The sequence below is a fragment of the Mesoterricola silvestris genome, from assembly GCF_030295405.1.
Taxonomy (GTDB): Bacteria; Acidobacteriota; Holophagae; order Holophagales; family Holophagaceae; genus Mesoterricola; species Mesoterricola silvestris.
Genome location: NZ_AP027080.1, coordinates 3427745 through 3453168, shown reverse-complemented (window position 1 = coordinate 3453168; position 25424 = coordinate 3427745). Strand labels below are relative to the sequence as shown.

Annotated in this window: 23 protein-coding genes; 14 read left to right on the top strand and 9 right to left on the bottom strand. The window is 69.5% G+C overall.

Annotation, left to right across the window (positions count from 1 at the left end):
- Nucleotides 1–9: 9 nt before the first annotated feature.
- The 3 genes from secD to tgt form a co-directional block, all read right to left on the bottom strand.
- Nucleotides 10–1641: a protein translocase subunit SecD gene (gene secD, locus R2J76_RS14950; RefSeq protein WP_316412437.1), complete on the bottom strand. Its 1632-nt coding sequence runs from the start codon at nucleotides 1639–1641 to the stop codon at nucleotides 10–12.
- A gap of 67 nt (nucleotides 1642–1708) precedes the next feature.
- The gene (yajC, locus tag R2J76_RS14945) at nucleotides 1709–2017 is read right to left on the bottom strand and encodes a preprotein translocase subunit YajC (protein WP_316412436.1); all 309 of its coding nucleotides are present in this window, start codon (nucleotides 2015–2017) and stop codon (nucleotides 1709–1711) included.
- The gene (gene tgt, locus R2J76_RS14940) at nucleotides 2018–3151 is read right to left on the bottom strand and encodes a tRNA guanosine(34) transglycosylase Tgt (RefSeq protein ID WP_316412435.1); all 1134 of its coding nucleotides are present in this window, start codon (nucleotides 3149–3151) and stop codon (nucleotides 2018–2020) included. It lies immediately after the preceding gene.
- Nucleotides 3152–3420: 269 nt separating this feature from the next.
- Between tgt and R2J76_RS14935 the strand changes: the two genes are divergently transcribed.
- The 4 genes from R2J76_RS14935 (at nucleotide 3421) to R2J76_RS14920 (ending at nucleotide 6262) form a co-directional block, all read left to right on the top strand.
- Nucleotides 3421–4230: an energy transducer TonB gene (locus R2J76_RS14935; RefSeq protein ID WP_316412434.1), complete on the top strand. Its 810-nt coding sequence runs from the start codon at nucleotides 3421–3423 to the stop codon at nucleotides 4228–4230.
- 237 nt (nucleotides 4231–4467) lie between these two features.
- Nucleotides 4468–5199, top strand: a complete 732-nt coding sequence (locus R2J76_RS14930; protein ID WP_316412433.1) for a MotA/TolQ/ExbB proton channel family protein — start codon at nucleotides 4468–4470, stop codon at nucleotides 5197–5199.
- A 62-nt stretch (nucleotides 5200–5261) separates the two neighbouring features.
- Nucleotides 5262–5768 carry an ExbD/TolR family protein gene (locus R2J76_RS14925; RefSeq protein ID WP_316412432.1) on the top strand — a complete coding sequence of 169 codons (507 nt, stop codon included), beginning with the start codon at nucleotides 5262–5264 and terminating at the stop codon, nucleotides 5766–5768.
- The gene (locus tag R2J76_RS14920) at nucleotides 5768–6262 is read left to right on the top strand and encodes an ExbD/TolR family protein (protein WP_306599721.1); all 495 of its coding nucleotides are present in this window, start codon (nucleotides 5768–5770) and stop codon (nucleotides 6260–6262) included. The genes R2J76_RS14925 and R2J76_RS14920 overlap by 1 nt, the downstream gene beginning before the upstream one ends.
- Before the next feature lie 275 nt (nucleotides 6263–6537).
- Here R2J76_RS14920 and R2J76_RS14915 read toward each other — a convergent pair whose 3' ends face one another.
- The 3 genes from R2J76_RS14915 to R2J76_RS14905 form a co-directional block, all read right to left on the bottom strand.
- Nucleotides 6538–6753, bottom strand: a complete 216-nt coding sequence (locus R2J76_RS14915) for a hypothetical protein (protein WP_316412431.1) — start codon at nucleotides 6751–6753, stop codon at nucleotides 6538–6540.
- A gap of 357 nt (nucleotides 6754–7110) precedes the next feature.
- Entirely contained in the window at nucleotides 7111–8580 is a 1470-nt protein-coding gene (locus tag R2J76_RS14910; RefSeq protein WP_316412430.1) for a DUF512 domain-containing protein, read from the bottom strand.
- 43 nt (nucleotides 8581–8623) lie between these two features.
- Complete coding sequence (locus R2J76_RS14905) at nucleotides 8624–10171, bottom strand: aldehyde dehydrogenase family protein (RefSeq protein WP_316412429.1); 1548 nt, start codon at nucleotides 10169–10171, stop codon at nucleotides 8624–8626.
- A 301-nt stretch (nucleotides 10172–10472) separates the two neighbouring features.
- Between R2J76_RS14905 and R2J76_RS14900 the strand changes: the two genes are divergently transcribed.
- The 10 genes from R2J76_RS14900 (at nucleotide 10473) to R2J76_RS14855 (ending at nucleotide 20814) form a co-directional block, all read left to right on the top strand.
- Nucleotides 10473–11705, top strand: coding sequence for a tetratricopeptide repeat protein (locus tag R2J76_RS14900; RefSeq protein ID WP_316412428.1), 1233 nt, complete (start codon nucleotides 10473–10475; stop codon nucleotides 11703–11705).
- Between the two features lie 37 nt (nucleotides 11706–11742).
- Nucleotides 11743–12306 (top strand): anthranilate synthase component II, encoded by a 564-nt coding sequence (locus R2J76_RS14895; RefSeq protein WP_316412427.1) that lies wholly within the window; start codon nucleotides 11743–11745, stop codon nucleotides 12304–12306.
- The gene (locus R2J76_RS14890; protein ID WP_316412426.1) at nucleotides 12284–13540 is read left to right on the top strand and encodes an anthranilate synthase component I family protein; all 1257 of its coding nucleotides are present in this window, start codon (nucleotides 12284–12286) and stop codon (nucleotides 13538–13540) included. The genes R2J76_RS14895 and R2J76_RS14890 overlap by 23 nt, the downstream gene beginning before the upstream one ends.
- Nucleotides 13525–14241 (top strand): aminotransferase class IV, encoded by a 717-nt coding sequence (locus R2J76_RS14885; protein WP_316412425.1) that lies wholly within the window; start codon nucleotides 13525–13527, stop codon nucleotides 14239–14241. Before R2J76_RS14890 ends, R2J76_RS14885 begins: the two co-directional genes overlap by 16 nt.
- Nucleotides 14242–14252: 11 nt before the next feature.
- A complete protein-coding gene (locus tag R2J76_RS14880) occupies nucleotides 14253–14561 on the top strand; it encodes a DUF2164 domain-containing protein (RefSeq protein ID WP_316412424.1) in 309 nt (102 codons plus the stop codon).
- A gap of 121 nt (nucleotides 14562–14682) precedes the next feature.
- Nucleotides 14683–15945, top strand: coding sequence for an ABC transporter substrate-binding protein (locus R2J76_RS14875; protein ID WP_316412423.1), 1263 nt, complete (start codon nucleotides 14683–14685; stop codon nucleotides 15943–15945).
- Nucleotide 15946: 1 nt separating this feature from the next.
- Nucleotides 15947–16825, top strand: coding sequence for a branched-chain amino acid ABC transporter permease (locus R2J76_RS14870; protein ID WP_316412422.1), 879 nt, complete (start codon nucleotides 15947–15949; stop codon nucleotides 16823–16825).
- On the top strand, nucleotides 16825–18744 hold the full coding sequence (locus R2J76_RS14865; RefSeq protein WP_316412421.1) for a branched-chain amino acid ABC transporter ATP-binding protein/permease: 1920 nt from the start codon (nucleotides 16825–16827) through the stop codon (nucleotides 18742–18744). Before R2J76_RS14870 ends, R2J76_RS14865 begins: the two co-directional genes overlap by 1 nt.
- Nucleotides 18745–18752: 8 nt before the next feature.
- On the top strand, nucleotides 18753–19469 hold the full coding sequence (locus tag R2J76_RS14860) for an ABC transporter ATP-binding protein (RefSeq protein ID WP_394366841.1): 717 nt from the start codon (nucleotides 18753–18755) through the stop codon (nucleotides 19467–19469).
- A 28-nt stretch (nucleotides 19470–19497) separates the two neighbouring features.
- The gene (locus tag R2J76_RS14855; RefSeq protein WP_316412419.1) at nucleotides 19498–20814 is read left to right on the top strand and encodes a DNA recombination protein RmuC; all 1317 of its coding nucleotides are present in this window, start codon (nucleotides 19498–19500) and stop codon (nucleotides 20812–20814) included.
- Nucleotides 20815–20820: 6 nt separating this feature from the next.
- Here R2J76_RS14855 and R2J76_RS14850 read toward each other — a convergent pair whose 3' ends face one another.
- From R2J76_RS14850 to R2J76_RS14840, 3 genes are all read right to left on the bottom strand, one after another.
- Nucleotides 20821–23517, bottom strand: coding sequence for a patatin-like phospholipase family protein (locus R2J76_RS14850; protein WP_316412418.1), 2697 nt, complete (start codon nucleotides 23515–23517; stop codon nucleotides 20821–20823).
- Between the two features lie 315 nt (nucleotides 23518–23832).
- Complete coding sequence (locus R2J76_RS14845; protein ID WP_316412417.1) at nucleotides 23833–24480, bottom strand: hypothetical protein; 648 nt, start codon at nucleotides 24478–24480, stop codon at nucleotides 23833–23835.
- Nucleotides 24481–24519: 39 nt separating this feature from the next.
- Complete coding sequence (locus R2J76_RS14840) at nucleotides 24520–25176, bottom strand: hypothetical protein (RefSeq protein ID WP_316412416.1); 657 nt, start codon at nucleotides 25174–25176, stop codon at nucleotides 24520–24522.
- Between the last annotated feature and the right edge of the window lie 248 nt (nucleotides 25177–25424).

Here is a 25424-nt window from a genome sequence, read left to right as displayed (position 1 = left end):
GGGGGCCCGTTAGATGGAGAGGCTCTTGGCGCCGGGGTGGCGTTCCAGGATCCAGTCGTAGATGAACCGGCTGATGTAGATGCTGGTGAAAAGGGAAGCCGTGACGCCCACCGTGAGGGTCACCGCGAAGCCCTTGACCGGCCCCGTGCCGAAGATGAAGAGAAGGATGGCGGAAACGAGCTGGGTGACGTGGCTGTCCACGATGGTCCAGAACACCCGGTCGAAGCCGGTCTGGATGGCGCCCGATACGGATTTCCCGTTGGCCAGCTCCTCCCGTATGCGCTCGAAGATGAGGATGTTCGCGTCCACCGCCATGCCCACGGTCAGGGCGAAGCCGGCGATGCCGGGCAGCGTGATGACCGCGTGGAAGGAGCCCATGAGGCCCAGCATCACGATGATGTTCACCGTGAGGGCCACCACGGCGTTCACCCCGGACCACCGGTAGTAGAAGACCATGAAGCCGATGACGGTGAGGAAGCCGATGAGGGCGCCCCGGATGCCCGAGGCGATGGAATCCGCGCCCAGGCTCGGACCCATGGCCCGCTCCTCCAGGAACTTCATGCTGGCGCGCATGGCGCCGCTCTTGAGCTTGAGGGCGAAGTCGTCGGCCTCCTCCTTGGAGAACTGGCCCGTGATGCGCACGGCCCCGCCGGGGATCTTCTCCTTGCACCACAGGACGCTCACGACCTTGCGGTCCAGCACCACGGCGATGCGGCGGTTCTCCTCCGAGGCGATGCCCGAGAGGTTGTAGAAGTCGTCGGCGCCCTTCTTGTTCAGGACGTAGCTGATCTCGTACTGGTCGGTCTGGGGGTTGACGGTGGGGTCGGCCTTGGTGATGTCCGCGCCGTCCACGTAGACCTTCTCCTCCACCAGGACCCAGGAGCGGATGGGCTCGGACTGGCCCGCGGCGGGAGTCTGGAAGGCCTTGCCTTCGCGGCGGGCCTCGCGCTCGGAGAGGGGCTGGGGCAGGAGCTCGGTGCCCGGGGGCAGCTGGCCGGCGAAGTGGGCCATGGCCTCTTCGCGGGTGCGCCAGCCGATGCCGTTGGTGGTGTCCTGCTTGGCCACGAGGCGCTGCTCGAGGCGGCCCGGGGTGGTGAGCAGGCCCTTGATGCGCTCGCGCTCGGCATCGCCCACGCCCGGGAGCTCCACCACGATGCGGTTGCCTTCGGCGCCGGTGGGGGTGATCTCGGGCTCGGCCACGCCGAACTGGTTGATGCGGTTCTCGATGATCTGCTGGGCGCGCTTGTTGGCGTCGTCCTTGAGGCTCTTCTGGTAGCCGCTCTTCTGCGTCATGACCAGCGTGTCGCCGGAGAAGACGGTGTCGTAGCCGCTGAAGGTGCCGAGGACCTTCTGGGCCTCGGCCTGGCGCTCCGCGGGGACCCCGGAGGCCTTGAGGGTCAGCCCCTCCAGGCGGGCCACGGCCTCGGGGAATCCCTTCTCGTGGAGCCGGTCCAGGAGCCGGTCCCGGGTATCCCGCAGGTCGGCCTCGAGGGCCTCCTGGCCCTGGACCTCGAGTTCGAAGTGCACGCCGCCCTTGAGGTCAAGGCCCAGCCGGACCTTGGAGAGGGGGACGAAGAAGTACGCGCAGGCGCCGCAGATCAGGGTGGTGAAGATCAGGCGCCAGAGGCTCCGCTTGGTCACGAATGGGCTCCGACGAAAGGAGAGCGGGAATGCGAATCCCCGCCCTCGGCAAGATAAAGATCAGGGATCAGTTCTGTTCGGGAGCAGGTTCGGCGGCAAGGGCGGCCACCGCGGTGCGGCGGGCCTTGACGATGGAACTGCCCAGCTTGAGGTAGATGTTCTTGTCCTCCACCCGGTCGATGACCGCGTAGAAGCCCGAGGTGAGCAGGACCTCGTCGCCGGCCTTGAGCTTGGAGAGGCGTTCCTCCATCTGCTTGCGGGCCTTGCTCTGGGGACGGATGAGGAGGAAGTAGAACAGCAGGGCCATGCCTCCGAAGAGGATGATGGGACCGAAGGGGGATCCCTGCTGGGCTTGCTGGAGAAGGGCGAAATTCATTCAAGGCTCCTCTTGGTTCCAATTATCCCTGGTGTGGCGGGCGAATTCCGGGAACCGTTCCTCCTGGAGGGCCTGCCGCGCGGCTCGAGTCAGCCCAACAGTGTAGCTCAGGTTATGGATGCTGTTGAGGGTGGATGCCAGCATCTCCCCGGCCCGGAAGAGGTGGTGCAGGTAGGCGCGGGAAAAAGTCCTGCATGTGTAGCAGTTGCACTCGGGGTCCAGGGGCCGGTCGCTGTCGCGGTGGCGGGCGTTCTTGATCTTCACACGACCCCGGGAGGTCAAAAGGGTCCCGTGGCGGGCCTCCCGGGTGGGCAGCACGCAGTCGAAGAGGTCCACCCCGTGCTCGATGCCGAAGAGGAGGTCCTCGGGCGTGCCCACCCCCATGAGGTAGCGGGGGCGGTCCCCGGGCATGAGGCGCACGAAGTCCGCCAGCAGGGCGTTCATCTCCTCCTTGGGCTCGCCCACGCTGAGCCCCCCCACGGCGAAGCCCTGGAAGGGCGTGGCCGCGTCGATCTCCAGGATCTCCCCCAGGTGGCGGGTGCGCAGGTCCAGGTGGACGCCGCCCTGGTTGATGGCGAAGAGGCCCTGGCGCTCGCCCAGGGGGAAGTCCCGGCAGCGCTTCAGCCAGCGGGTGGTGCGGGCCATGGACAGCTCCAGCCCCGGCCGGTCCAACCGACCGGGAGGGCATTCGTCCAGGGCCATGACGATGTCGGAACCGAGGTTGCGCTGGATCTCCAGGCTGCGCTCGGGGGACAGGAAATGGGTGGAGCCGTCGATGTGGCTCTGGAAGGTGACCCCCTCCTCCTTGATCCTGCGCAGGGAGGACAGGGAGAAGACCTGGAACCCCCCCGAATCCGTCAGGATGGGGCCCGGCCAGGCCATGAACCGGTGCAGCCCGCCCAGGTCGCGCACGAGGGCGTCCCCGGGCCGGAGCCCCAGGTGGTACGTGTTGCCCAGGATCACCTGGGGGCCGATATCCGCCAATTGCGCCGGGGTGATGCCCTTCACCGTGCCCTGGGTGCCCACGGGCATGAAGGCGGGCGTGAGAACGGGCCCCCGGGAGGTTTCGAAGCGCCCCGCCCGGGCGACCCCCGAGGAGGCTTCCTGCTGGAATCTGGAAAAGCACTGTGACATGGCTGTGACAAACCCCTATGAATTGTCATGTGATCATCACGGAAATCCCCCAGGAACGGGGCCCGTGTCACGATGTTGGAAAATATGTGGCGATCGTCCTAAATCCCCTGCCAATGCGGATTTCAGTACTTGACGCCGACCCGGCAGCTTGTAATCTTAACCGCTGGGCCCCGCCCCGGATCATTCGACGTTTGGTTTAGAGCCGTTTCTGCCGTCAAAGCAGATCCGGCTCCATTTTTTTCCTTAATTCAGCTTTTTTCGGGAGTCGCATGAGCCAAGACCCCAAGACCAACCCTCCTCCCAACGGCGCTTCCAAGGAGACCCTGGAGGACCTGGTGTACAGGTCCAGCCTGTCTTCAGGGAATTCCGCCGTCCACGGCGCGAGCCCCCTGGTCACCATCCCGATGACCATCGTGTCCTACGCCATTTTCGGCGCCTGCGGATACCTGCTGGCGACCCACACGGACGCCGGCAAGAAGGTCATCAAGACCATGGGCGTGGACCTGACGGAACAGGCCGACGCGCCGCCGCCGCCCCCCCCGCCGCCTCCGCCGGCCCCCGCGGCTCCCGCCGCCCCGGCCCCCCGGATCCAGATGAAGGAGGCGCCTCCGCCGCCGCCCATCAACCCCAACCAGGACCAGGTGCCTGAGATCGCCCCCCGGGAACTGCCCAAGCAGGACCTCACCCTGCGCTACGCCTCCAGCCAGAGCTCCGGTTCCGGCGTCCCCGGCGGCGGCGTCAGCGGTTCCGCGGGTCCCGCCACCGGCATGGCCGTGGCCGGCGCCGGCACCTCCCACGTGGTGGACTTCGACTTCAGCCAGATGAAGATCAAGTTCCAGCCCCCCGCGCCCCCCTATCCCGCCCTCGCCAAGATCGCCCGGATCCAGGGCACCGTGGTGGTGGAGATCACCGTGGGTCCCGATGGCATCCCCATCGCCGCCCACGCCGTGGAAGGCCCGGCCCAGCTCCGGCAGACCGCCGAGAACTACGCCATGGGCTGGAAGTTCGAGCCCGCCATGCTCAACGGCGTGGCGCAGACGGCGCGGTTCAAGCTGACCATGCCCTTCAGGCTGAAGTAGGGACGTGCCGAACATGTCCCGTCCCGCATGGTTGGGTGCTGGTCTCGCCATCGCCCTCGCAGCAACGCTCGTCGCCTTCGGCGGCGGCGCCTCGAAGCCCGGTGCCGTGAACCCGGCTCCAGCACCCTCACAGGCCCCCGCGCCCACGTTGGATCCCGTGATCCAGGACTCCAGAACGCAACCTTCCGCCTCCCCCGAGGCCCCCTCCCAAGCCACCTCATCCCATAAGGAATCCAAATGAGCCTGCTTGCCTCTCCCTTCGTTCTCGCCATCGCAGAAGCCGCCGAAAACGCCTTCGGCCCCAAGCAGATTTGGGAAGCCGCTTCTCCGGTGAACAAGGTCATCATCGGCATCCTGATCTGCCTCATCCTCCTGCAGATCTACACCGCCATCGAGCGCGGCATCGTGTATGCCCAGTCGAACTCCGCCTCCCGCAAGTTCCTCAAGCTCTTCATGGACACCCTCCGCCGCGGTGACTTCGAGGCCGCCAAGCGCGCCGCCACCACCCACAACAAGAGCCACATCGCCCTGGTGCTCAAGCACGGCCTGGACATCTTCCAGTACGAGAAGCAGCTCAAGGCCCTCCACGAATCCCACGACGTGATCCAGCCCGTTGAGCGCGCCATCGTCCGCGGCACCGCCGAAGTCACCGACCTGCTCAAGAAGGGCATGCTCGGCCTGGCCACCATCGGCGCCCTGGCTCCCTTCATCGGCCTGCTCGGCACCGTCATCGGCATCATCAAGGTGTTCTCCGACCTGAAGACCAAGGGCGCCGGCGACATCAACGCCCTGGCCGGTTCCATCGGTGAGGCCCTGGGCACCACCGCTCTCGGTCTGATGGCCGCCATTCCCGCCGTGTGGATCTACAACCTCTACACCGCCCAGCAGGACAAGATGGTCACCAACATCAACAACGCCGCCTCCCAGATGATCGACGAGTTCATCCGCCGCGAGAGCCAGCAGGCCTAAGCTTTTAACCCCGGTCCGGGGAGCCCTGAGAAGGATTCCCCGGACCTATCTAGGAGGTCACCATGGATGCAGGTGGTGGTGGCAAGTCTGGGGTTAAAGCGGATATCAACGTAACCCCACTTGTGGACATCGTTCTGGTGCTGCTGATCATCTTCATCGTGATCACGCCCGCCGTGAACAACGCTGTGCGGCTCCCGCTGTCCAAGCACAGTCTCAAACCCGAAACCCAGGCAGGCGCCAAGTACCTCACCCTGATCCTTCCGGCCCACCGCGACGCCAAGGGCGTCATCGATGGCCCCGCTCCGATCATGGTGGACGACAAGGACGCCAAGGATGCCAAGGGCAACGCTCTGACGTTCACCTACAAGGATGACGCCAAGAAGCAGCAGCTCATCGCGTACATCAAGCAGTCGATGATGTATCTCAGTGACCGGCGCGTGTTCATCAAGGCCGACGCCGACATTCCCTTCAAAAACGTGGACGAGCTCTTCCAGATCTGCCGTGAGGGCGGGGCCGACGAGGCCTCCATCGTCACCAGCGAGGACAAGAGCACTGGGGGGGCCAAATAATGGACGCCGGTGGCCCGAAGGGCAAAGCCAAAAGCGATATCAACGTTACGCCTCTCATCGACATCGTTCTCGTGCTTCTGATCGTGTTCATCGTGATGGTGCCCGGCCTCTCCAAGGCCCTGCCCGTCGTGGTGCCCCAGGTGGTGAAGGTGGACCGTCCCACCCCGCCCGATCCGAAGAATCCCCCTCTGGTCGTCACCATCGACCAGAACGGCGATCTCATGCTCCAGAACGACAAGATCCAGCTCGCCGAGCTGGCCGACAAGCTCTCCCCCGTGGTCCAGCTGCAGCCTTCGGGCATGCGCAAGGTCTTCCTGCGGGTGGATGAGGAGCAGGCGTACCAGTATGCCGTCAACGTCCTCGACCAGATCAAGGTCGCCAGCGACCGGGCCAAGCGGGAAACCGCCCTCCGTCCCGAGTTCGTGGGCACCGGCCTGGACGGCGGCGACGTGAAGGTGGTGGCCGCGGTCAAGAAGCGCACCCCCACCAGCTAGCCGATCCCCAGGGATCCAAGGAACGGGCCGGGCTTTCCGGCCCGTTCTGCGTTTCGGGTATTGGGTGGGTCGGCAGACCCCAGGGGCCTTGAAGCCGCGATGAAGGCGTTGAGCGGAGCCCGGTTCATCCCATCTTTCGGCGTTCATCCAAGCGAGGTTCAAACGGGGATAAACAGGATCCAGGGGAAGAATCAGGATAAAGAACCTCAGAAGGAAGGGTTTGCTTTCATTCCTTCGCGAAGGTCGTTCTGGCGCCCTGCACTAGCCGCCCGCCTTTATTTTCCGGAACGCAGGAGCTTGATCCGCCACGCCAGGTAAGGACCGATCTCGTTCCGGCGCCGGGCGTTCTTGCGGCGTTCAATGGGGGCGAACAGCCGTCGGTGCCGCCGGTCCCTTCGCCTGCGGTTGCTGCCCAGCACCACCGCCAGCACAAGAATCATGGCGGCCAGGGAGGCCACAATGATGAGGGCGAGCAGGGCTTCGGGCGTCATGGATCAACCTGCATGGGACCGTTTGCCGACGGCCCAGGGAAAACGAACGTTATATGTACAATGGCGAACGTATGACCAATAGCGTATTTTTTCGCTGATCCCGGCCCGGATCAAGGGGTTTCTAGGCTTCCACCCCAGTAATCAACGTCGGCGCGACCCGCCCCCCTCACCCCAAACTCGAAGCTGGTCCCCAAGGCATAGGCCCTCCCGGAGAGCCCAAGTTTTCAATCACCCCCCCCTCCCAATCGAAGGACGAATGCGGCAGCACCCCTCCGTAACCCCAGGAACGGATCATTCCGTAGGCGCAGCTTGCCTGCGCCTACGATCCTTGCGGCGCGCTCGTCCGGCACCCGCGCCCTAGGGATTGTAGGCGCCCTGGGGACGGTTCATGCCCTGGGTGTGGAAGCGGTCGCTGGCCCGGAGGTGGTCCAGGAGCTGGGACAGGTTGGCGCCGCTGGGCACCACGGGGACGCCCACCTCCCGCTCCAGGTCGGCCAGGGTCATGTCGTCCAGGAACTGGTTGGCCGGGGTGGGCTCGCTGCCGTCGTCCAGGGCGTACTGGTCGGTGGGGCCGGTGTGCACCCGCAGGGCGGCGCTGGGGATCACCACCGCGTCCACCCAGCGCAGGTTGCCCCCGTGGGCCTCCCGGTCGGCGTGGGCCGCGTAGGCCAGGTCCCGGCCGCAGAGGAGGCCCGCCACCGTCACGCTGGTGCCGAAGGCGTTGTTGGGGGCCGCCACGGCCCGCAGTTCGCTGCCGCAGCGGCGGTTCACCTGGGCCAGGGAACGGTTGAGCACCGGGGCGAAGCTGCTGCCGGTGAGCACCAGCACCTTGCGGCCCTTGAAATCCAGGGCCTTGGGGGTCCGCACGAAGCGCCGGGCATGCTCCAGGAACTTGCGCACGAGGCCCACGCCGTTCTCCAGCTGGGCCCAGGACTGGGAGTAGAAGGCCCGGCCCGGCACCGGGATCCGGGCCCGGGTGAACCATTCGTCGGCCAGCAGGAGCCAGGGTTCGCCGTGGTTTTCCGCCGTGTGTCGGCGCACCTCGGGGATCCAGCGCTTCGTCCACGCCGCGGCGAAGGCGGGGTCCACGTCGGGGATGGAGGGCAGGCCCTCCCGGTGGGAGGTGAGTCCCACGGGCACGCAGGAAAGGCTCAGCACCCCGCCCTTGCCGGCCCAGGGCCCCTCGGTCTGGAAGGCCCGGCGCTCCCAGAGCTCCCGCACGGTGCGCTCCCACACCTCGCCATCGTTGACCCCGGGCACCAGCACGGCCTGGGTGTGGATATCCACGCCCCCCTCCAGGAGGCGGTCGATCTTGCGCAGGATATCGCCCTCCCGGGGGTTGCCCACCACCTTCACCCGCACCGCGGGGTCCGTGGCGTGCACGCTCACGTGGATGGGGGAGAGCCGCTCCCGCACGATGCGGTCCAGTTCCGCGTCGTCGCTGGAGGACAGGGTGCTGAAGTGGCCGTACAGGAAGGAGAGGCGGATGTCCTCGTCCTTGAGGTAGAGCGATTTCCGGTACCCCTTGGGCATCTGCAGCACGAAGCAGAAGATGCAGTTCTGCTTGCACACCTTGACCTGGTCCTGGGCCAGGTCCAGGCCGATGCCGTTCTCCCCGTTCTCCACCGTGGCGGTGACCCGGGACCCGTCCGGACGCCGGAAGCTGAGGCCGGTCTCGTCCCGCTGGCTGATGAGGAACTGGTAGCTCAGCTGGTCCAGCACCGGTTCCCCGTTGATCTCCAGCAGGGTATCCCCGGCCCGGAGGCCGGCCTCCCAGGCCAGGCTCTCCGGTTCGACTGCGATGACGAGGACACCTTGGTGCGCCATGGAACTCCCTGGGTCCTCCAGTCTAACCGGGGACGGGGGCCGGCTACTGGATTCCCGAGCAACGCTCCTTCGCCTGCTCCAGCTTGGCGCCGTCATAGGGGAACCACGCCGGTTCCGTGTCCGTGGCCCCATCGTCGATGACCATGGCCTTGGGGTCCGTGAACAGGCGCAGGCCGGCCCGGCCGTGGCAGCGGCCGTGGCCGGACTGCTTGACCCCGCCGAAGGGGAGGTCCCGGATGGCGTAGTTGACCCCCACATCGTTGATGTTCACGGAACCGGCCCGGAGCCGGTTGGCCATCCGGTGGGCGCGGCGCATGTCGTTGGTGAAGACGTAGGCGTCCAGGCCGTAGGGGTTGTCGTTGGCCAGCTCCAGGGCCTCCTCGTCGTCCTTCACGGTGCAGATGGGGAGGATGGGCCCGAAGGTCTCCTCCTTCATGATGCGCATGGAGTGGTCCACGCCGGTGATGACGGTGGGCTGCCAGTACCAGCCCGCCTGGATGGCGGGGAAGCCCCCCGCCACCAGCTTGGCGCCCTTGTCCAGGGCGTCGTGCAGGAGGGACCGGAGGGCGCTGATGGCCCGGTCATTGGCCAGGGGGCCGATGTCGGAGGTGGGGTTGTCCCAGGGGCCCAGTTTCAGGAGGTTCACCTTGGCGATGACCTTCTCCACGAAGGAGCGGCTGACGGACTCGTGGCAGTACACGCGCTTCACGGCGGCGCACACCTGGCCGTTGTTGGCGAAGCGCCCGTGCACCGCGGCGTTGGCGGCCCGCTCCAGGTTGGCGTCGGCGCAGACGATGAGGGGGTCGCTGCCCCCCAGCTCCAGGAGGCAGGGCCGCAGCAGGGGCGCCAGCCTGGCCTGGAGGTCCCGGCCCACGGCGGTGGAGCCCGTGAAGCACACGAAATCCACCCCCGGCGCGGTGGCCACCGCGGTGCCCACCGGGCCGGGCCCGTGGATCACCTGGGCCAGGCCCGGCCAGTCCTGGAACGCCTCGGCGAAGAGCCTCTCCAGGAAATCGCCCACCAGGGGCGCGGCGGAGGTGGGCTTGAGGATCACCGCGTTGCCCGCCGCCAGGGCCGCCACCGCCGGGGCCATGGCCAGTTCGAAGGGGAAGTTCCAGGGGGAGATGATGCACACCACCCCCCGGGGGGCGTAGCGGACGAGGGCCGTCTTGTGCCGTTCCATGCGGGCGGGCAGGTCCACCTTCTCGTCGGCGAGGTAGCGTTCGCCGTGGCTGAGGTAGTCGTCCAGGTCCTCCAGCACCATGGCCACGTCCCAGTGCAGGGCCTCGAACAGGGGCTTGCCCATGCTCCGGGAGATGGTCGCCGCGATGTCCTGGGCCCGGGCCGCGATGAGCGCGCGCAGCTTGCCCAGGGTCCGCCCCCGCTCCTCCCATCCGGCCAGCCCCCAGGCGTCCGCGGCCCTGCGGGCCCGTTCCACGAAGGTCGGCACCAGGCCTTCCGGCGTCTGGGGCACATTGCCGATCACCTCGAAGGTGGCTGGATTCACCGCCCGGGTGACCTGCTGCCGGTACGTTGGGGGCTCGGCCCGCCTTTCCACGCGGGTCCGGGTGCTGAGGGTGCGCTGTTCCATGGGGATGCCTCCTGCCTTGTTTCCATGAAGCGGGCCTGAAACGGCCGTTCGGATTCTTTCCCCGTGCAAGGTCCGTGCCGCATGCCTCGGGCTGGGAATTTACAGGCATTCCCCTTCGGCGCCGGTCGATCAATCTGAAGTTGAAAATCAAAATGATCGCCTCCTCCCGACCCGGGGTGAGGATCCGGGACGGACGCCCACGTGCCGTCCCCCCCATCGCCCCCTTCCCGAGCCGGGTGGGGGTGGCATTAGGATTTTCGGGCGGGGGATGTCAGCATTGGGGTAGCCCCCCGGAGAAGCCATGAAGTTCCACGCCATCGCCCTCCCCACGGCCCTGCTCGTGGTCCTCGCCTGCTCCAGGGAGCCGCGGGACCTGAAGAAGGGGGCGGAGGCCTTCCAGCGGCAGGACTATGCGGGGGCCATGGCCCTCTGGCAGCCGCTGGCGGAAAAGGGGGTGGCCCAGGCCCAGGTGTCCCTGGCGGAGATGTTCGCCCGGGGGGACGGGGTGCCCCGGAACATGGCGGAGGCCGCCCGGTGGTACCGCCTGGCCGCGGAGCAGGGGGTCCTCAAGGCCCAGGTGCAGATGGCCTGGATGTGCGCCCAGGGCGAGGCGGTGGAGAAGAACCCCGGGGAGGCCGCGCGGTTCTATCGCCTGGCCGCCGAGCAGGGCAGCGCCTTGGCCCAGTACAACCTGGCCGTCATGCTGGACAAGGGCGAAGGGGTGGCCCGCAACCCGGCCGAGGCCCTGAAGTACTACCGCATGGCCGCGGACCAGGGGGATCCCAACGCCCAGTACCTGGCCGGCTACTTCTGCTCCCGGGGCGACGGCGTGAAGAAGGACCCGGCCCAGGCCGTGGCCCTGCTCACCAAGGCCGCGGGGCAGGGGGTAACCGGCGCCCAGTCGCTGCTGGGGTGGATGTACGAGGCCGGGGAGGGGGTCGCCGCCGATCCCGCCCAGGCCGCCGCGTGGTACCGCAAGGCCGCGGAGAAGGGCGACCCCCTGGCGGAAGGCCAGATGGGGGCCATGTGCGCCGCGGGCACGGGCGTCGCCAAGGATCCCGGCCAGGCCGTGAAGTGGTACCGCCTGGCCTCCGAGCACGGCAACCCGGCGGCCCAGGCCGCCCTGGGCTGGATGCTGGAGCGGGGGGAAGGGGCCGGCAAGGACCTGGTGGAGGCCCTGAAGTGGACCCGCAAGGGCGCGGAGCAGGGCAATGCCGACGCCCAGTGCCATCTGGGGGCCCTCCTGGCCAAGGGCAACGGCCTGCGCAAGGACCCCGCGGAAGCGGTCCAGTGGTACCGCAAGGCCGCGGACCAGGGCTTCGCCCCGGCGCAGGCCCTCCTGGCCTCGGCCTTCCTGGTGGGCGATGGGGTGCCCCGGAACCTCCAGGAGGCCTACGTGTGGTTCCTCCTGGCCAAGGCCGGCGGGGACCCGGCCTCGGCCCAGGCCGTGGAGCGGCTGGAGCGGGACCTGCCGCCCCAGGCCGTGGCCGAGGGCCAGAAGCGGGCCTCGGAGGCCTGGCGCAAGCGCTCCTGAGGGGGAGCGGAACCGCCGGGTGGGGTAGATTGTCTTGATGCGCGTCCTTCTCCTGGACAACCTGGATTCCTTCACCCACAACGTGGCCCGCTGCCTCGTGGAGGCCGGGGCCTCGGTGGACCTGAGGCGCCGGGACCGGGCGGACCTGGCGGCGCTCCAGGAGGCGGATCCCCAATTCCTGGTGCTATCCCCCGGGCCCGGGGCCCCGGAGGAGGCCACCCTGGCCCTGGAGGCGGTGCGGGCCTTCTCCGGGCGGATCCCCATCCTGGGGGTGTGCCTGGGGCACCAGGTGCTGGCCGTGGCCCACGGGGGGCGGGTGGAACGGGCCCCGGAGCCCGTGCACGGCAAGGCCTTCGCCGTCCACCACGATGGCCGGGGGCTCTTCCGGGGCCTCCCGGACCCCCTGGAGGCGGGGCGCTACCACAGCCTCGTGGTCACGGCCGCCCCCGGCTTCGAGATCAGCGCCCGCACCGGGGACGGCCTCGTCATGGCCATGCGCCACCGCACCCTGCCCCTGGCGGGGGTGCAGTTCCACCCCGATTCCTTCCTCACGCCCCTGGGCCCGGAGATCTTCCGCAATGCGCTCCTGGGACATCTCTGAAACCTGGCGGGCCCGGACCTGCGACCTGGACGAGGCGGCCTTCTTCGAGGACCTGCCGGCCACGCCCTTCGCCTTCCTCCACGGCAAGGGCCGCTGGCTGATCCTGGCCGAGGACCCCCTGCTGGAGCTGGACGACCTGGCCCTTGGGGACCTGCGCTTCCACCGCCGGGGGGAGGCCCCGGAGATCCTGCCCGACCTGGTGGCCCTGGCGGCCTACGAGCGGGGCTACGCCCTGGACCCCGCCCTGCCGCCCCGGCCCTTCTGCGGGGATCCCGTGCCCGACGTGCGGCTCACGCTGTACCGGACGGTGCGGGTGTACGACCGCGCCCGGGGCGTCCTGCACACCGCGCTCCGGGAGGGGCCCCCTGCGGACCGGGCCCGGCACGCCCTGGGCCGGGGCGCCTTCCGCGCATGGAAGACCGGGGACACCGAGGACGCGGCCTCCCACATGGCCAAGGTGGCCCGGATCCGGGAGGAGATCGCCCGGGGCAACGTCTACCAGGTGAACCTGGCCCGCCAGGAGACCTGGGCCTTCGAGGGGAGCCTGGCGGTCCTGGCCCGGCGGCTCCACGCCCTGGACCCGGCCCCCTATTCCGCCCTGGTGGCCGATCCCCGGTGGACCCTGGCGTCCTCCAGCCCCGAGTGCTTCCTGCGCATCGAAGGGGGGCGCCTGCTCACGCGCCCCATCAAGGGCACCGCCCCCCGCCACCCCGACCCCGCCCGGGACCTGGCCGCGGCCCGGGAGCTCCTGGCCTCGGCCAAGGACCGTTCGGAACTGGCCATGATCGTGGACCTGCTGCGCAACGACCTGGGCCGCTTCTGCGGGCCGCCCCCGGTGCGGGTGGACGCCTTCGCCCTGCTGGAGAGCTATGCCCACGTGCACCACCTGGTGGCCGACGTCTCCGGGGCGCTGCCCGCGTCCTGGACCTTCGGGGGGCTGCTGGAGGCCCTGTTCCCCGGGGGATCCATCACGGGCTGCCCGAAACTGGCGGCCATGGCCCTCATCCGGGAGCTGGAGCCCCTCCCCCGGCGCCTCTACACCGGGAGCCTGGGCTGGCTGCGCAGCGACCTGGCCCAGGGGGAGTTCGCCCTCCTCATCCGCTCGGCCTGGGCCGCGGGGACCGGCCTGCGCTTCGGAGTGGGCGGCGCCGTGGTGTGGGATTCGGACCCCGCCGCGGAGTACGAGGAGACCGTGCACAAGGGAAGGAGCCTCGTCCGATGCTTGAGCTCGTGACCGACACCAACGTGGACCTGGCCGGGAGCGCCCTGCGCTTCGGGGCCGGACTTTTCGAAACCATCCGCGTCCAGGGGGGGCGGGCCCGGTGGCTGCCCTGGCACCTGGAGCGGCTCGCCGCGGGATGCGCCTTCCTGGGGCTGGGGGCGCCGCCGCCGGACCTGGAGGGGCGCCTCGAGCTGCCCCCGGAGGGGGTCCTGCGGCTCCTGGCCGCCGACGGGCGCCTCCTGGCCTGGACCGGCCCCCTGGAGCCCGCGCCGCCCCGGGGCCTGCGCCTGGGCCTGAGCCGGGAAATCCTGCGCCACCCGGGCCCCCTGACGCGCTTCAAGACCACCAGCTACCTGGAGAACCACCTCCTCCAGGCCGAGGCCCGGGCCCGGGGCCTGGACGAGGTGCTGGCGCCGACGCCCGAGGGCCGCCTCAGCGACGGGGGCCGCAGCACCCTGGTGGCGGTCCTCGACGGCGCCCTCCTCACGCCCCCCCTGGAGGACGGAGCCCTGCCGGGCATCGGGCGCCGGGTGCTGCTGGAGGCGGGTCTGGTCCGGGAGGCCCCCCTCACCTGGGAGGACCTGGCCCGGGCCCGGGCCCTGGCCCTGGTGAGCGCCCTGCGGGGCCTGCGCCCCGTGGCCGAGGCCGGGGGCCGGATCCTGGCGCCGGACCCCGCCGCGCTGCGCGGGGCCGCCGAGGCCTTATCCTGGTAGCCGGAGCGCACATGGACATCAAGCTGCCCAAGGACGTGGAACAACGCCTCACCGCCTCGATCCGGCGCTACCTCGACGAGAATCTCGGCGAGGACGTGGGGGACCTCAAGGCCTCGCTGTTCCTGAAATACTGCCTGGAGGAGATCGCCCCCAGCGTCTACAACCTCGCCATCGCCGACGCTCGGACCTTCCTGCAGGAGAAACTCCAGGACATGGAGGACGTCTGCTTCGCCCACGAGGAGGGCTACTGGACCCAGGGCTCCGGCGCCCGGGGCGTCGCCCGCAGGCCGGGGCGCCGCCGGCCCAATGATGACGTCTAGGTCATTTAAATCCAAGGATTGAGGCTCCCGAAATCGCCGCTTTCGAACCCTTGCAAGTTCCTGGATTGGGGCTATGGTTATGCCGCTCTTTCCTCCATCCCCTTGCTTGCGGGAGTGCGCCATGGTCCTTCGATCGCTTTCGTCCCTGGCCCTTGTGCTGGCGGTCCTGCCCCTGACGGGGGCCGATACGGTGAAGATCGCCCTCACCGGCCCCTTCTCCGGCGGATCCGCCCCCATGGGCCTCTCCATGCGGGACGGCGCCCGGCTGGCCATCGCGGAGATCAACGCCGCCGGCGGCATCCAGGTGGGCAAGGCCCGGCTCCGGATCGAGGTGCTGGAGCGGGACGACGAGGCCAAGAACGAGCGGGGGGCCCTCATCGCCCAGGAGCTTTCCAGCATGCCCGATCTCGCCGGGGTGCTGGGTTCCGTCAACACCGGCGTCGTCATGGCCGGAGACAAGCATTTCCAGGAAAAGGGCATCACCAAGATCATCACTCCCGCCGCGGGCTCCCAGTCCATGACCCAGTGGTCCCAGGCGGGGGTGCGGGACCTCTCCATCTTCCGGTTCGCGGCCCATGACGGCATCCAGTCCTCCATGGTGGTCGCCGAGGCCCAGCGCCGCGGCTTCGAGAAGGTGGCCCTGCTCTTCGATTCCACCAACTACGGCGTCTCGGGCCGGGACGACCTGGTGCGCGAGATCGCGGCGCAGGGCGGCAAGCTCAAGGTGGTCGCCGCGGAGAAATTCAATATCGGGGACAAGGACATGACGGCCCAGCTTCTCAAGGCCAAGAGCGGGGGGGCCCAGGCGGTGCTCATCTGGGGCATCGGGCCGGAGCTGGCGGCGGTGGCCAACGGCATGGCCAAGCTGGGCCTGAAGGTGCCCCTCATCGGCGGCTGGACCCTCTCCATGTCCAACTTCATCGACAATGCCGGCAGGAACGGCAACGGGACCCTCATGCCCCAGACCTTCATCGAGGAGCCCATCAATCCCCGGGTGAAGGCCTTCATCGACAACTTCCACAGGACCTACAAGGTCACCCGCATGGCCTCGCCGGTGTCGGCGGCCCAGGGCTACGACGCGGTGCTGATCTTCGCCGCCGCGGTGCGCCAGGCCCAGAGCACCGACACCCACCGGATCAAGGAGGCCCTGGAGGACCTGAAGGAGCCCGTGAAGGGCGTCATCGCCACCTGGGTGCATCCCTATTCCCGGTGGGACCCCAATCGGGAGGAGACCCACGAGGCCTTCCGCAAGGAGCAGACCGTCATGGGAATGGTGCAGGACGGCAGGGTGGTCTTCGGCAACCCCGCCGACCGGGAGCGCCTGGCCCGGTCCGACAAGCCCGTGCCGCCTTCGGCGCCATCCAAGGTCAGGAAGACCCGCTGACATGGACCTCCGCATCATCGGGCAGATGGCCGTCAGCGGGGCCCTCATGGGCCTCGTGTACGCGCTCATCGCCTACGGGTTCCAGCTCACCTACGCCACGAGCCGGAGCCTGAATTTCGGCCAGGGGGAACTGGTGATGGTGTCGGCCTTCGTGGCCCTCACGTTCACCGACCTGGGCCTTCCCTACGGCCTCATGGTCCCCTGCGCCCTCCTCTTCGGGGCGCTGGCGGGCCTCGCCGTGGAGCGGGCCGCGGTGCGCCTGGCCCTCCAGCAGAAGTCCGAGGGCTGGATCATGCTCACGATCATCCTCGGATTGTTCCTCCTGTCGGCTTCGGAGAACCTCTGGGGCCGGGACGACCGGCCCTTCCCCACGCCCATCCCCTCGGAGGCCATCCGCGTTCTCGGCATCGAGGTCACGCCCCTGGAGCTGTCCGTGGCCGTGGGCGCCCTCGCGGTCATGGGCCTGATCGAGCTCTTCAAACGCGCCACGCTGCAGGGCAAGGCCTTCGAGGCCGTGAGCGCGGATCCGGAGGCCGCCGAACTCATGGGCATCTCCTCCCGGCGCACGGTCATGCTCAGCTACGGATTCTCGGGGGCCGTGGCCGCGCTGGCGGGCATCCTGGTCTCGCCCATCACCACCGTGGGGCCCACCATGGGGGCCGTGCTGGTGCTCAAGGCCTTCTCGGTGGCCGTGGTGGCCGGCCTGGATTCGGGGTTCGGGGTGGTCGTGGTGGGCATGGCCCTGGGCGCCCTGGAGAGCCTGGCCAGCTTCTACCTGGGCAGCGGCTGGCGGGAGGCGCCGGGCCTCGTCCTTCTCATCACCACGCTGGCCGCGCGCCCCTACGGGCTGTTCGGCAGGGCCATCATCCGGAAAGTGTGATGCGGCGCTTCCTGCTCCTTCGCGGCGCCGAGGTGCTGGTCCTGGCCCTGCTGGCGGCGGTTCCCGTGGCGGTGACGAATCCCTACGCCCTGGGTCTCTTGACGCTCCTGGCCATCTACGGGGTCCTGCTCATCGGCCTGGACGTTTCGGTGGGCTACCTGGGCCAGATCAACCTGGGGCAGGTGGCCTTCCTGGGCCTGGGCGCCTACGCCGCCGGCATCGTGGTCACGCGGTTCGGCGGGGGGCTCCTTCCCGCGCTCCTGGCGGCCGCGCTGGTGGGCCTCGTCCTGGGCGGGCTCCTGGCCCTGCCCGCGCTGCGCCTGGAGGGGCCGCAGTTCGCCCTGGCGACCCTGAGCTTCTCGGCCCTGACCGTCACCGCCCTCAACGAGCTGGAATCCCTCACGGGCGGCGCCCAGGGCCTCAGCCTGGCCCGCCCGCGCTTCCTGGGCATGGCCCTGGAGCCCCGGGGCTTCTATTGGCTCTGCCTGGCGGCCCTGGCCCTGGTGTGGGTCACCATGCGCAACCTCCTGGCCTCCCACTGGGGCCGCGCCTTCGAGGCGCTGCGGGACAGCCCCATCGCCACGGACGCCATGGGCGTCGGCACCTACCGGCACAAGGTGGCCGGCTTCGCGCTGGGGTCGGGGCTCGGGGGCCTGGCCGGGGGCCTCTACGCCTTCAATTTCCAGTACCTCCAGCCGCAGATCTTCACCTACGACCTGATGGTGATCCTGCTCCTGGGGGTGGTGCTGGGCGGCCGCAAGAGCCTCTGGGGCGCCTTCGTGGGGGCCTGCGTCGTGGTGCTCCTGCCCAACCTCCTTTCGGACCGCCGGCTCTTCCTGGTCCTGGCCTTCCTCGGGCTTCTGGCGGCCCTGGCGGCGGGGATCCGGGGGCTGGCGCGAAGGCGCTCGGGAGCCTTCCAGGCCCTGGCGCCCGTGGCCGCCATGGCGCTCCTGGCGGTGGGCGGGCTCCTGGTGAAGAACACCGAGGACTGGCGCAAGGGCATTTTCGCGCTCATGCTCTTCGCCGTGGTGGTGGGCCTGCCCGAGGGGCTCATGGGCTTCGCCTCCCGCTTCCTGGAGGGGGTCTTCCGGGTGCCCCCCGCGTCCCTGCCGGCGCCATCCGCCCTGGACGACGCGCTTCCCGCCCAGGAGAACGGGCCCGGGCCGGTGCTGGCCGTGAAGGAGCTCCGGCGGCACTTCGGGGGCGTCAGGGCGGTGGACGGCATCACGCTCCAGGTGGAATCCGGCAGCATCCACGGCCTCATCGGGCCCAACGGATCCGGAAAGAGCACGCTGGTGAACGTCGTATCGGGCCTCTACCCGCCCACCGGCGGCGAGATCCGTCTGCAGGGGGCCCCCGTCACCCGTCTGGGCATGGTGGCCATGGCCCGGGCCGGGGTGGCCCGCACCTTCCAGAACCTCCAGCTCTTCGGGGAGCTCAGCGCCCTGGACAACGTGCTGGTGGCCCTGCACGGCGCCTTCCGCATGCCGTTGCCGCTCCTGGTGGCGGGCCTGGGCCGGAAGGAGGAGCGCCGCGCCCAGGCCGACGCCCTGGCCCTGGTGGGCCTGGAGGCCGAGGCCCGGGTCCGGGCGCGGGACCTCACCTACGGCGCCCAGCGTTTCCTGGAACTGGCCCGGGCCCTGGCCCGCAGGCCGGCGGTCCTCATCCTGGACGAGCCCGCCGCGGGGCTGGCCCATCCCGACGTGCTGCGCCTCATGGGCGTCATCCGCAAGGTCCACGAACGCGGCATCGCCATCCTGCTCATCGAGCACCACATGGACGTGGTGAGCGAGCTCTGCCACTACGTGACCGTCATGGACGGGGGCCGCATGCTCGCCGAAGGCCGTGCCCAGGACGTCAAGCGCGATCCCAGGGTGCTGGAGGCCTACCTCGGCCTGCCCCGGGAGTCCGCCCCATGAACGCGCCCATGCTCCGCATCGAGGACCTCCACGGAGGCTACGGCACGGTGGATGTGCTCCAGGGCGTCTCCCTGGAGGTGGCCAAGGGCTCCGTGGTCGCCCTCATCGGGCCCAACGGCGCCGGCAAGACCACCGCCATGCGGCTGATCTCGGGCCTCCTGCGCCCCACCCGGGGCGCCATCGTCCTGGACGGGGAGCACGTGGAGGGACGGGATGCCTCCCGCATCGCGCGCCTGGGCCTGGCCCACGCCCCGGAAGGCCGGAAGATCTTCGGGCCGCTGTCCACGGAGGACAACCTGCTCCTGGGCGCCTATTCGCGCCTGCCGCGGTTCTTCGGGTACCGGCGCCGGGCCGCGCGGGACCTGGAGGAGGCCTACGAGCGCTTCCCCCGCCTCAAGGAACGCCGGCGCCAGCAGGCCGGAACCCTCTCCGGCGGCGAACAGCAGATGCTGGCGATCGCCCGGGCCCTCATGGCCCGCCCCAAGGTGCTGCTTCTGGATGAACCCAGCATGGGCCTGGCCCCCGTGATCATCCAGGAGGTCTACGCCGCCATCCGCCGGCTCAAGGCCGAAGGCACCACGCTCCTGCTGGTGGAGCAGTTCGCCGTGACCGCCCTGGAGGTGGCCGACTACGCCTACGTCCTGGAGCGGGGCCGGGTCGCGGTGGCGGGAACCCGGGAGGACCTGGGGCGCAACGAGCGCGTCGTGGAGGCGTACCTCGGGTAGGCTGGAGACCCACCGACCCGGAGAAGGCATGACCGAGACCCTCCTTGCCGCCGTCCTGTTCGTCCTGGTGTTCGTCGCCGCGTGCCAGGTGGCGCTCCTGCGCCGGGGCCCCGGGGACCGCGCCATGCGGGAGGAGTTCGCCCGGAACCGGGAGGAGGCCTCCGCCGCGGCGCGCCAGGCCCGGCAGGAGCTGGCGGCCTCGCTGAACATCCTGGTGGACACCCTTTCCACCCAGTTCGCCAACCTGGTGCGCACCCACGAGCAGAAGCTGGAGGCCGCGCGCCAGGAGGGCGCGGCCGCCGCCAAGGCCCTCCGGGAGGAGGTGGGCGCCGGGCTCAAGAACGCCAACGATTCCGTGCTGCGCGTCCTCACCGGCCTCAGCGAGGCCCAGAAGAAGGAACTGGACGCCCTCCGGGCGTCCGTGGAGGGGCAGCTGGACGCCATGCGCGCCACCGTGGACGAGAAGCTCCAGGGCACCCTGGAGAAGCGCCTGGGCGAGTCCTTCCGGCTCGTGAGCGAGCGCCTGGAGCAGGTCTACAGGGGCCTGGGGGAGATGCAGGCCCTGGCCGCGGGCGTGGGCGACCTCAAGAAGGTCCTCACCAACGTCAAGACCCGCGGCACCTGGGGAGAGGTCCAGCTGGGCGCGCTCCTGGAGCAGGTGCTCACCCCGGACCAGTACGAGGCCAACGTGGCCCCCAAGGGCGGCGCCGAGCGCGTGGAGTACGCGGTGCGCATGCCGGGCCAGGGCGACGAGGTGGTCTGGCTGCCCATCGACGCCAAGTTCCCCGTGGAGGACTACCAGCGCCTCACCGAGGCCCAGGAGCGCGCGGACCCCGTGGCCGCGGAGGAGGCCGGGGCCCAGCTGGAGCTGCGCATCCGGCAGTGCGCCAAGGACATCGCCGACAAGTACCTGAACCCCCCCCGCACCACCGATTTCGGCATCCTCTTCCTGCCCACGGAGGGGCTCTTCGCCGAGGTCATCCGGCGCCGGGGCCTCCTGGACCAGGTGCAGAGCCGGAGCCGCGTGGTCGTCGCCGGGCCCACCACCCTCTGGTCCATCCTGAACAGCCTGCAGATGGGCTTCCGCACCCTGGCCATCCAGCGCCGCTCCAGCGACGTGTGGAACCTCCTGGGCGCCGTGAAGACGGAATGGACCAGCTACGGCCTGGTGCTGGACAAGGTCCAGAAGAAGCTCCAGCAGGCCTCCAGCACCGTGGACGAGGCCGCGCGCCGCACCCGCGCCATCGGCCGCAAGCTCCGCGACGTCCAGGAACTGCCCCTGGTGGAGGCCGGGGAGGTGCTCAGCCTGGGGACGGTGATCCTGGATGAGGAGGAGGAACCCTGACCCCTCCTATCGCTGCTTCCACAAATCCAGGGGGCGGGTTCCGACGAGCAACGTGAATTCGCTTCCCTTGCGGGTGATTTGCTGCCCGGCATCCCGGCGTTCCGTCTGGCCGAAGGAGAGGGTCACGTGGAAGGTCTGGACGATGGAGCGCAGCACCACGCCCTTGCCGAAGATCCGCGACCCCCGGCCCAGGTCCCCGGGCCGGACCGCGAAGCGCCCCCAGTCCAGCCGCGGCGCGATCTGCACGCCGATGCCGAACACGCTGACGGAGGTGAGGGGAGCCCCGAACCGGAAGAGGGCCGCGCTGGGCATGAGGAAGGACGCGCCCTGGGATCCGATGAGGGAATCGGCGCCGCCGAGGGCGTACCAGCGCGGGAGGGGCGTGTTCCAGCCCAGGCAGGCCTCCGCGTCGAAATCGAGGCTGAAGGGCAGGGAGGGCAGGCCCACCATGTGGCGCGCGCGGGCGTACCCGAACTTGAAGGCCGGGAGGTCCCCCTGGACCTGGAAGCTGCGTCCGCCCCGGAGCCGGAGCAGCGTCCCTTCCCGCGGCAGGGCGTGGAAATCGAAATCGTCCCATTCCACGGAGGCCTGGACCGTGCGCTCCAGGTTCCGGCTCCCATCGAAGGCGGAGGTGGAGAAGGAGGACCGGCGCTCCTCCACGCCCAGGCGCACCATGCCGTGGTCGTCGCCGCCGAAGCGGCCCCAGAGGCCGAACCCCAGGCTCTGGTGGCGGGTCACGAGGTCGTCGACCCCGGCGGGCCCCTCCGCCGTGACGAGATCGTTCTCGTAGCGCTGGCGGGCGAATTCGGCGTAGGCGGTGTAGCCAAGGCCCGGCAGCCAGGTGAGCTCCCGGTCCAGGTGCAGGGCGGCGCGCTTCTGCCTGGAATTGATCGCGCCCTCCAGCGCCAGGGCGATGGGCACGCCCATGGGGTTGCGCACCTCCGCCCCGAGCCCCAGGTGGGAACCCCAGGTGGTGCCGTAGGCGGGGGCCAGGGAGAGGCCCACGGACATTTCCCGTTCGGGCAGGAGCTTGACCCGGAGGCTGGCGGCGCCGGGCTGGGAATCGGGAGGGGTCCTGAACCCGGTGATGCCGAACCGGATCCTCGCCATGTCGATGCGCTGGAGGAGGTCCCCCGGGTAGAGGGGCCGGCCCTCCAGGTCCCGGAAGAAGCGGTGGAAGGGGGCTTCCCAGAACGCGGGCGCGACGTCGATCCCATCCAGGCGCACCGCCTCCCCCCGGAAGGCGAGGAGGCCCGTGGCGGGATCGAAGGTGGAGGCCTTGAACCGGAGGTAGGCCACGTGGGGCAGGGCGGCGTACAGCGGGAATTCCGCCAGGCAGGCGTCCATGGCCTCCGGGGAGAAGGGATCCCCGGGCCGCAGGCCCGGGACGGCCACCCGTTCCCGGTACAGGCGGGCCTCCGCTTCGGGGAGTCCTGCGGGGAGCTGGATCTCCACCCGGCTCACGGGGGGCTGGAACACGGTGTGGAGCTGGGCGGGCCGGGCGGGGTCGGCGGGAATCTCGACCCAGGCGTCGGCGAGGGGGAGGTGGTGGTGGAGGCGGCGCAGGAGCCGGTAGAGATCCCGGTACCGGAGGGCGCCGCCGGGGGGCAGGGAGGCTTCCACCAGCCTTTGGATCTCCGGCGAGCCGGGTGGGACCACTTCCAGGGGGTTCCGGGTGGCGATGCGCTCGCCCTCGGGGCCATGGATCTGCTGCTCCAGGGCCGCCAACTGCTCGTCGAAGGCCTTCCGGCCCGCGGCCACCAGGACCTTCACCTGGCCCTGGAAATCGAAGTCGTCGACGCCCGCGGTGTCGGGGGTGACGAGTACGTCCGCGGCCTTCCTGCTGCGCTCCTCGCTCTGGCGCATGGAGACGTCCAGGGACCGGTTGAACAGGGTCACCAGGTCCCGCACGTGGGTGCCGTCCCATTTGCGGGCGATGTCCACGCCCACCTGGACCATGTCCGGGAATTCCCGCCGGGAGATGAGGACGGGCAGGTTCTCCACCAGGCCCCCGTCCACCAGCTGGTGGCCCTCCACCTCCGGCGGCGCCAGGAGGCCCGGAATGGTCATGGAAGCCTGCACGGCCTCCGCCAGGGACCCGCGCCGGAACACCCAGGGATCCCCCGTTCGCAGGTCGGAGGCGACGATGCGGATGGGGATGCGCATGCGGTCGAAGTCCTCCCCGAAGGTGAGGAATGCGTGGCCCAGGAGGCCATAGAGGCTCTTCTGCACGCGCAGGGTGCGCGCCCGGCCGGGGATCATGTCGGATTTCTTCCCGGTGACCAGCAGGTTGAGGAAGTTGGCGTTGCTGTCCTCCTCCTCCGCGAGGGTGAGCCCCATGGACCGGCGCCGGTCGTCCAGGAGCGCGCTGAAATTCATCTCCTGGAAGACGCGCACCTGGTTGCTCCCGGAAAAGCCCGAGGCCGCCAGGGCGGCGACGAAGGCCCCGGCGCTGGTGCCGGTGATGGCGTCCACGGGGAGGCCCTCCTCCTCGAAGCGCTGGAGGACGCCGATGTGGGCGAGGCCCTTGGCGGCCCCGCCCCGCAGGGCGAGGGCGATGCGCCGCTGGCCCGGGGCCCGCCACCGGGGGGCCTGCCAGGTCCCGGGGCGGGGGGCTTCCGCCTCCAGCCGGACGCAGGTGGACGGAACCTGGCACTGCCCGAAGAGGGACAGCGCGGGCAGGAGCCAGAGCGCCTTGATCATGCTAGGGCGTGTTTGCAAAGTAGGAGGCCCCGCGACGGCGCCCAGAGGCCCGATTATCGAGCGCAAGGCCCGCAGGGAATATGGGGCATATTTTCAAGGGACTTGCACGCGATAGGCGGGCCTCTGGGCGCCGCCCTTCGGGTGGATCTTTGCACCACTTGGGTCCACATTGAGTGGACCCAAGTGATGCAAAGATCGGCCACGGCAATCCCGCGTTACGCTCGTCGTTCGTATATCCAATACGGCCTCCTCGCGTGCCTTGTCTTGCCATGGCCGGTGCCACCATCGCGGGGCCTCCTACTTTGCAAACACGCCCTAGGGCTTGAGGGCTTCCAGCCCCGCGGATTCCAGGTTCGTGAGCTGGCTCTGGGACCAGGTGAAGTAGAGCCGGGTCAGGCGCACCCCGTCCCGGAACCGGTCGAACTCCGGCGCCGGAAGCTTGGCCCACGCCGCGGGGCTCTCGGTGAGCCGGGAGGCCAGGACCATGAAGGCGTCCCCCCCGGAGAAATTCAGCCGCGCCATTTCGGGAAGGGCCCGGGCCATGCGGTGGAAGCGGGAAAGGCGGCGGGTGCGTTCCTGGGGGAGGAAGCGGAGCAGGCCCTGGGCCTTGAACGCGTCCCAGGCGTCGGGGACGAAATCCAGGGCGACGCCTGTGTTCACGGCCAGGGGGGATTCGTCGGGGAGGGTGCCTTTCTTCCGGGCCTCGGCCATGGCCGCGAGGCGCGCCTCGACCTCCGAGAGGCTCTTGAGGCTGGCCTCGCACCGGGCGATCTGGGTCCGGGCCCGGTCCAGGTTCTCCGCCATCTCCGCGTCCACGGCCCGCAGGGCCTCCGAAGCCACCTTGGCGTCGTGGCGGTGCTCCCGCCACTGCTCCAGGCCCAGGGCCATCAGGAGGCCCAGGAAGGTGGCCAGGAGGTGCTTTCCGAAGTGCTTCAGGGTGTCGGGGACGTGGGGATGCAGCATGGCGGGGAGCTCCGGGAAGGGGATGGGGTTGCGGCAGCCTCAGGAGGACGCCTTCTCGGGATCCTTCATCAGCCCATTCGCCCACAGGTGGACCAGCTCGAACCGCACCTTGAGGGCCCGAAGCCCCTCGATGAGCCGCTCGATCTCGCCCGGGCTGAAGCGCTCCAGGCGGGCCTTCATGTCGGCCCCCGACTTGGGCCCGGATAGGGCGGTGAGGGGCGTGTAGTCCACCGGAAGGTCCAGGAAGGCCTGGAGCCGGCCCAGCTGCTGGTAGATATCGGCCAGTTCCGCCGCCTTGGCCTTGGGGAACCGCTGCACGGACTGGTTGGCCAGGGCCATGTTCCAGGCGGAGCTCTTGAGGTTGCCCGCGGTGTGCATGATCAGGAGGTTGCCGAGGTTCTCGGGGAACACCCAGGGCTGGCGCCGGGCCCGGGCGTCCTGGAGGCTCTCCAGGGCCGTGATGGTCACGGCCAGCTCCCCGGGCAGGTCTTTGTTGGTGCTGGCCAGTTTCCGCAGGGCCTCCCGGTTGGCGTCCGTCTCCCGCAGGACGCTCGCGAGGGCGTCCTGGGCCACGTGCTTCTGCAGCCGCTCATGGTTCCAGTTGTCCAGCCCCAGGGCCATGACGAGCCCGAGAAAGGTGGCGAAGAGGTGCTTGCCGAAGGCCTTGATGGTATCCGGGACGTGGGGATGCAGCATGCGTCGGGGCTCCTGATAGGGGATGAACCAATTGTAGCGAGCGAACGGCGCATAGTCTGCGGCCAATACCCGATTCCCTCTTTCATCCCCTTCATCCCCTTCATCCGATTCATCCCCGTTCCCGCAGGGCCCAAGCCGGGATGGGTCGGCGCATGTCGATTCCAGGAGCGCCGCCCCACCCCGGCGCTGGCCCTGCGGGAACGGGGATGAATCGGATGAAGGGGATGAAGGGGATGAAAGACGATGTC

Excerpts from the sequence above, each read along its gene's own strand:
- R2J76_RS14925 (WP_316412432.1), top strand. The coding sequence starts at position 5,262 with ATGGATGCAGGTGGTGGTGGCAAGTCTGGGGTTAAAGCGGATATCAAC.
- R2J76_RS14920 (WP_306599721.1), top strand. The coding sequence starts at position 5,768 with ATGGACGCCGGTGGCCCGAAGGGCAAAGCCAAAAGCGATATCAACGTT.
- R2J76_RS14875 (WP_316412423.1), top strand. The coding sequence starts at position 14,683 with ATGGTCCTTCGATCGCTTTCGTCCCTGGCCCTTGTGCTGGCGGTCCTG.
- R2J76_RS14895 (WP_316412427.1), top strand. The coding sequence starts at position 11,743 with ATGCGCGTCCTTCTCCTGGACAACCTGGATTCCTTCACCCACAACGTG.
- yajC (WP_316412436.1), bottom strand. The coding sequence starts at position 2,017 with ATGAATTTCGCCCTTCTCCAGCAAGCCCAGCAGGGATCCCCCTTCGGT.
- R2J76_RS14890 (WP_316412426.1), top strand. The coding sequence starts at position 12,284 with ATGCGCTCCTGGGACATCTCTGAAACCTGGCGGGCCCGGACCTGCGAC.
- R2J76_RS14930 (WP_316412433.1), top strand. The coding sequence starts at position 4,468 with ATGAGCCTGCTTGCCTCTCCCTTCGTTCTCGCCATCGCAGAAGCCGCC.
- R2J76_RS14910 (WP_316412430.1), bottom strand. The coding sequence starts at position 8,580 with ATGGCGCACCAAGGTGTCCTCGTCATCGCAGTCGAACCGGAGAGCCTG.
- R2J76_RS14870 (WP_316412422.1), top strand. The coding sequence starts at position 15,947 with ATGGACCTCCGCATCATCGGGCAGATGGCCGTCAGCGGGGCCCTCATG.
- R2J76_RS14840 (WP_316412416.1), bottom strand. The coding sequence starts at position 25,176 with ATGCTGCATCCCCACGTCCCGGATACCATCAAGGCCTTCGGCAAGCAC.
- R2J76_RS14880 (WP_316412424.1), top strand. The coding sequence starts at position 14,253 with ATGGACATCAAGCTGCCCAAGGACGTGGAACAACGCCTCACCGCCTCG.
- tgt (WP_316412435.1), bottom strand. The coding sequence starts at position 3,151 with ATGTCACAGTGCTTTTCCAGATTCCAGCAGGAAGCCTCCTCGGGGGTC.
- R2J76_RS14855 (WP_316412419.1), top strand. The coding sequence starts at position 19,498 with ATGACCGAGACCCTCCTTGCCGCCGTCCTGTTCGTCCTGGTGTTCGTC.
- R2J76_RS14915 (WP_316412431.1), bottom strand. The coding sequence starts at position 6,753 with ATGACGCCCGAAGCCCTGCTCGCCCTCATCATTGTGGCCTCCCTGGCC.
- R2J76_RS14935 (WP_316412434.1), top strand. The coding sequence starts at position 3,421 with ATGAGCCAAGACCCCAAGACCAACCCTCCTCCCAACGGCGCTTCCAAG.
- R2J76_RS14905 (WP_316412429.1), bottom strand. The coding sequence starts at position 10,171 with ATGGAACAGCGCACCCTCAGCACCCGGACCCGCGTGGAAAGGCGGGCC.
- R2J76_RS14845 (WP_316412417.1), bottom strand. The coding sequence starts at position 24,480 with ATGCTGCATCCCCACGTCCCCGACACCCTGAAGCACTTCGGAAAGCAC.
- R2J76_RS14860 (WP_394366841.1), top strand. The coding sequence starts at position 18,753 with ATGCTCCGCATCGAGGACCTCCACGGAGGCTACGGCACGGTGGATGTG.
- R2J76_RS14850 (WP_316412418.1), bottom strand. The coding sequence starts at position 23,517 with ATGATCAAGGCGCTCTGGCTCCTGCCCGCGCTGTCCCTCTTCGGGCAG.
- R2J76_RS14885 (WP_316412425.1), top strand. The coding sequence starts at position 13,525 with ATGCTTGAGCTCGTGACCGACACCAACGTGGACCTGGCCGGGAGCGCC.
- R2J76_RS14865 (WP_316412421.1), top strand. The coding sequence starts at position 16,825 with ATGCGGCGCTTCCTGCTCCTTCGCGGCGCCGAGGTGCTGGTCCTGGCC.
- R2J76_RS14900 (WP_316412428.1), top strand. The coding sequence starts at position 10,473 with ATGAAGTTCCACGCCATCGCCCTCCCCACGGCCCTGCTCGTGGTCCTC.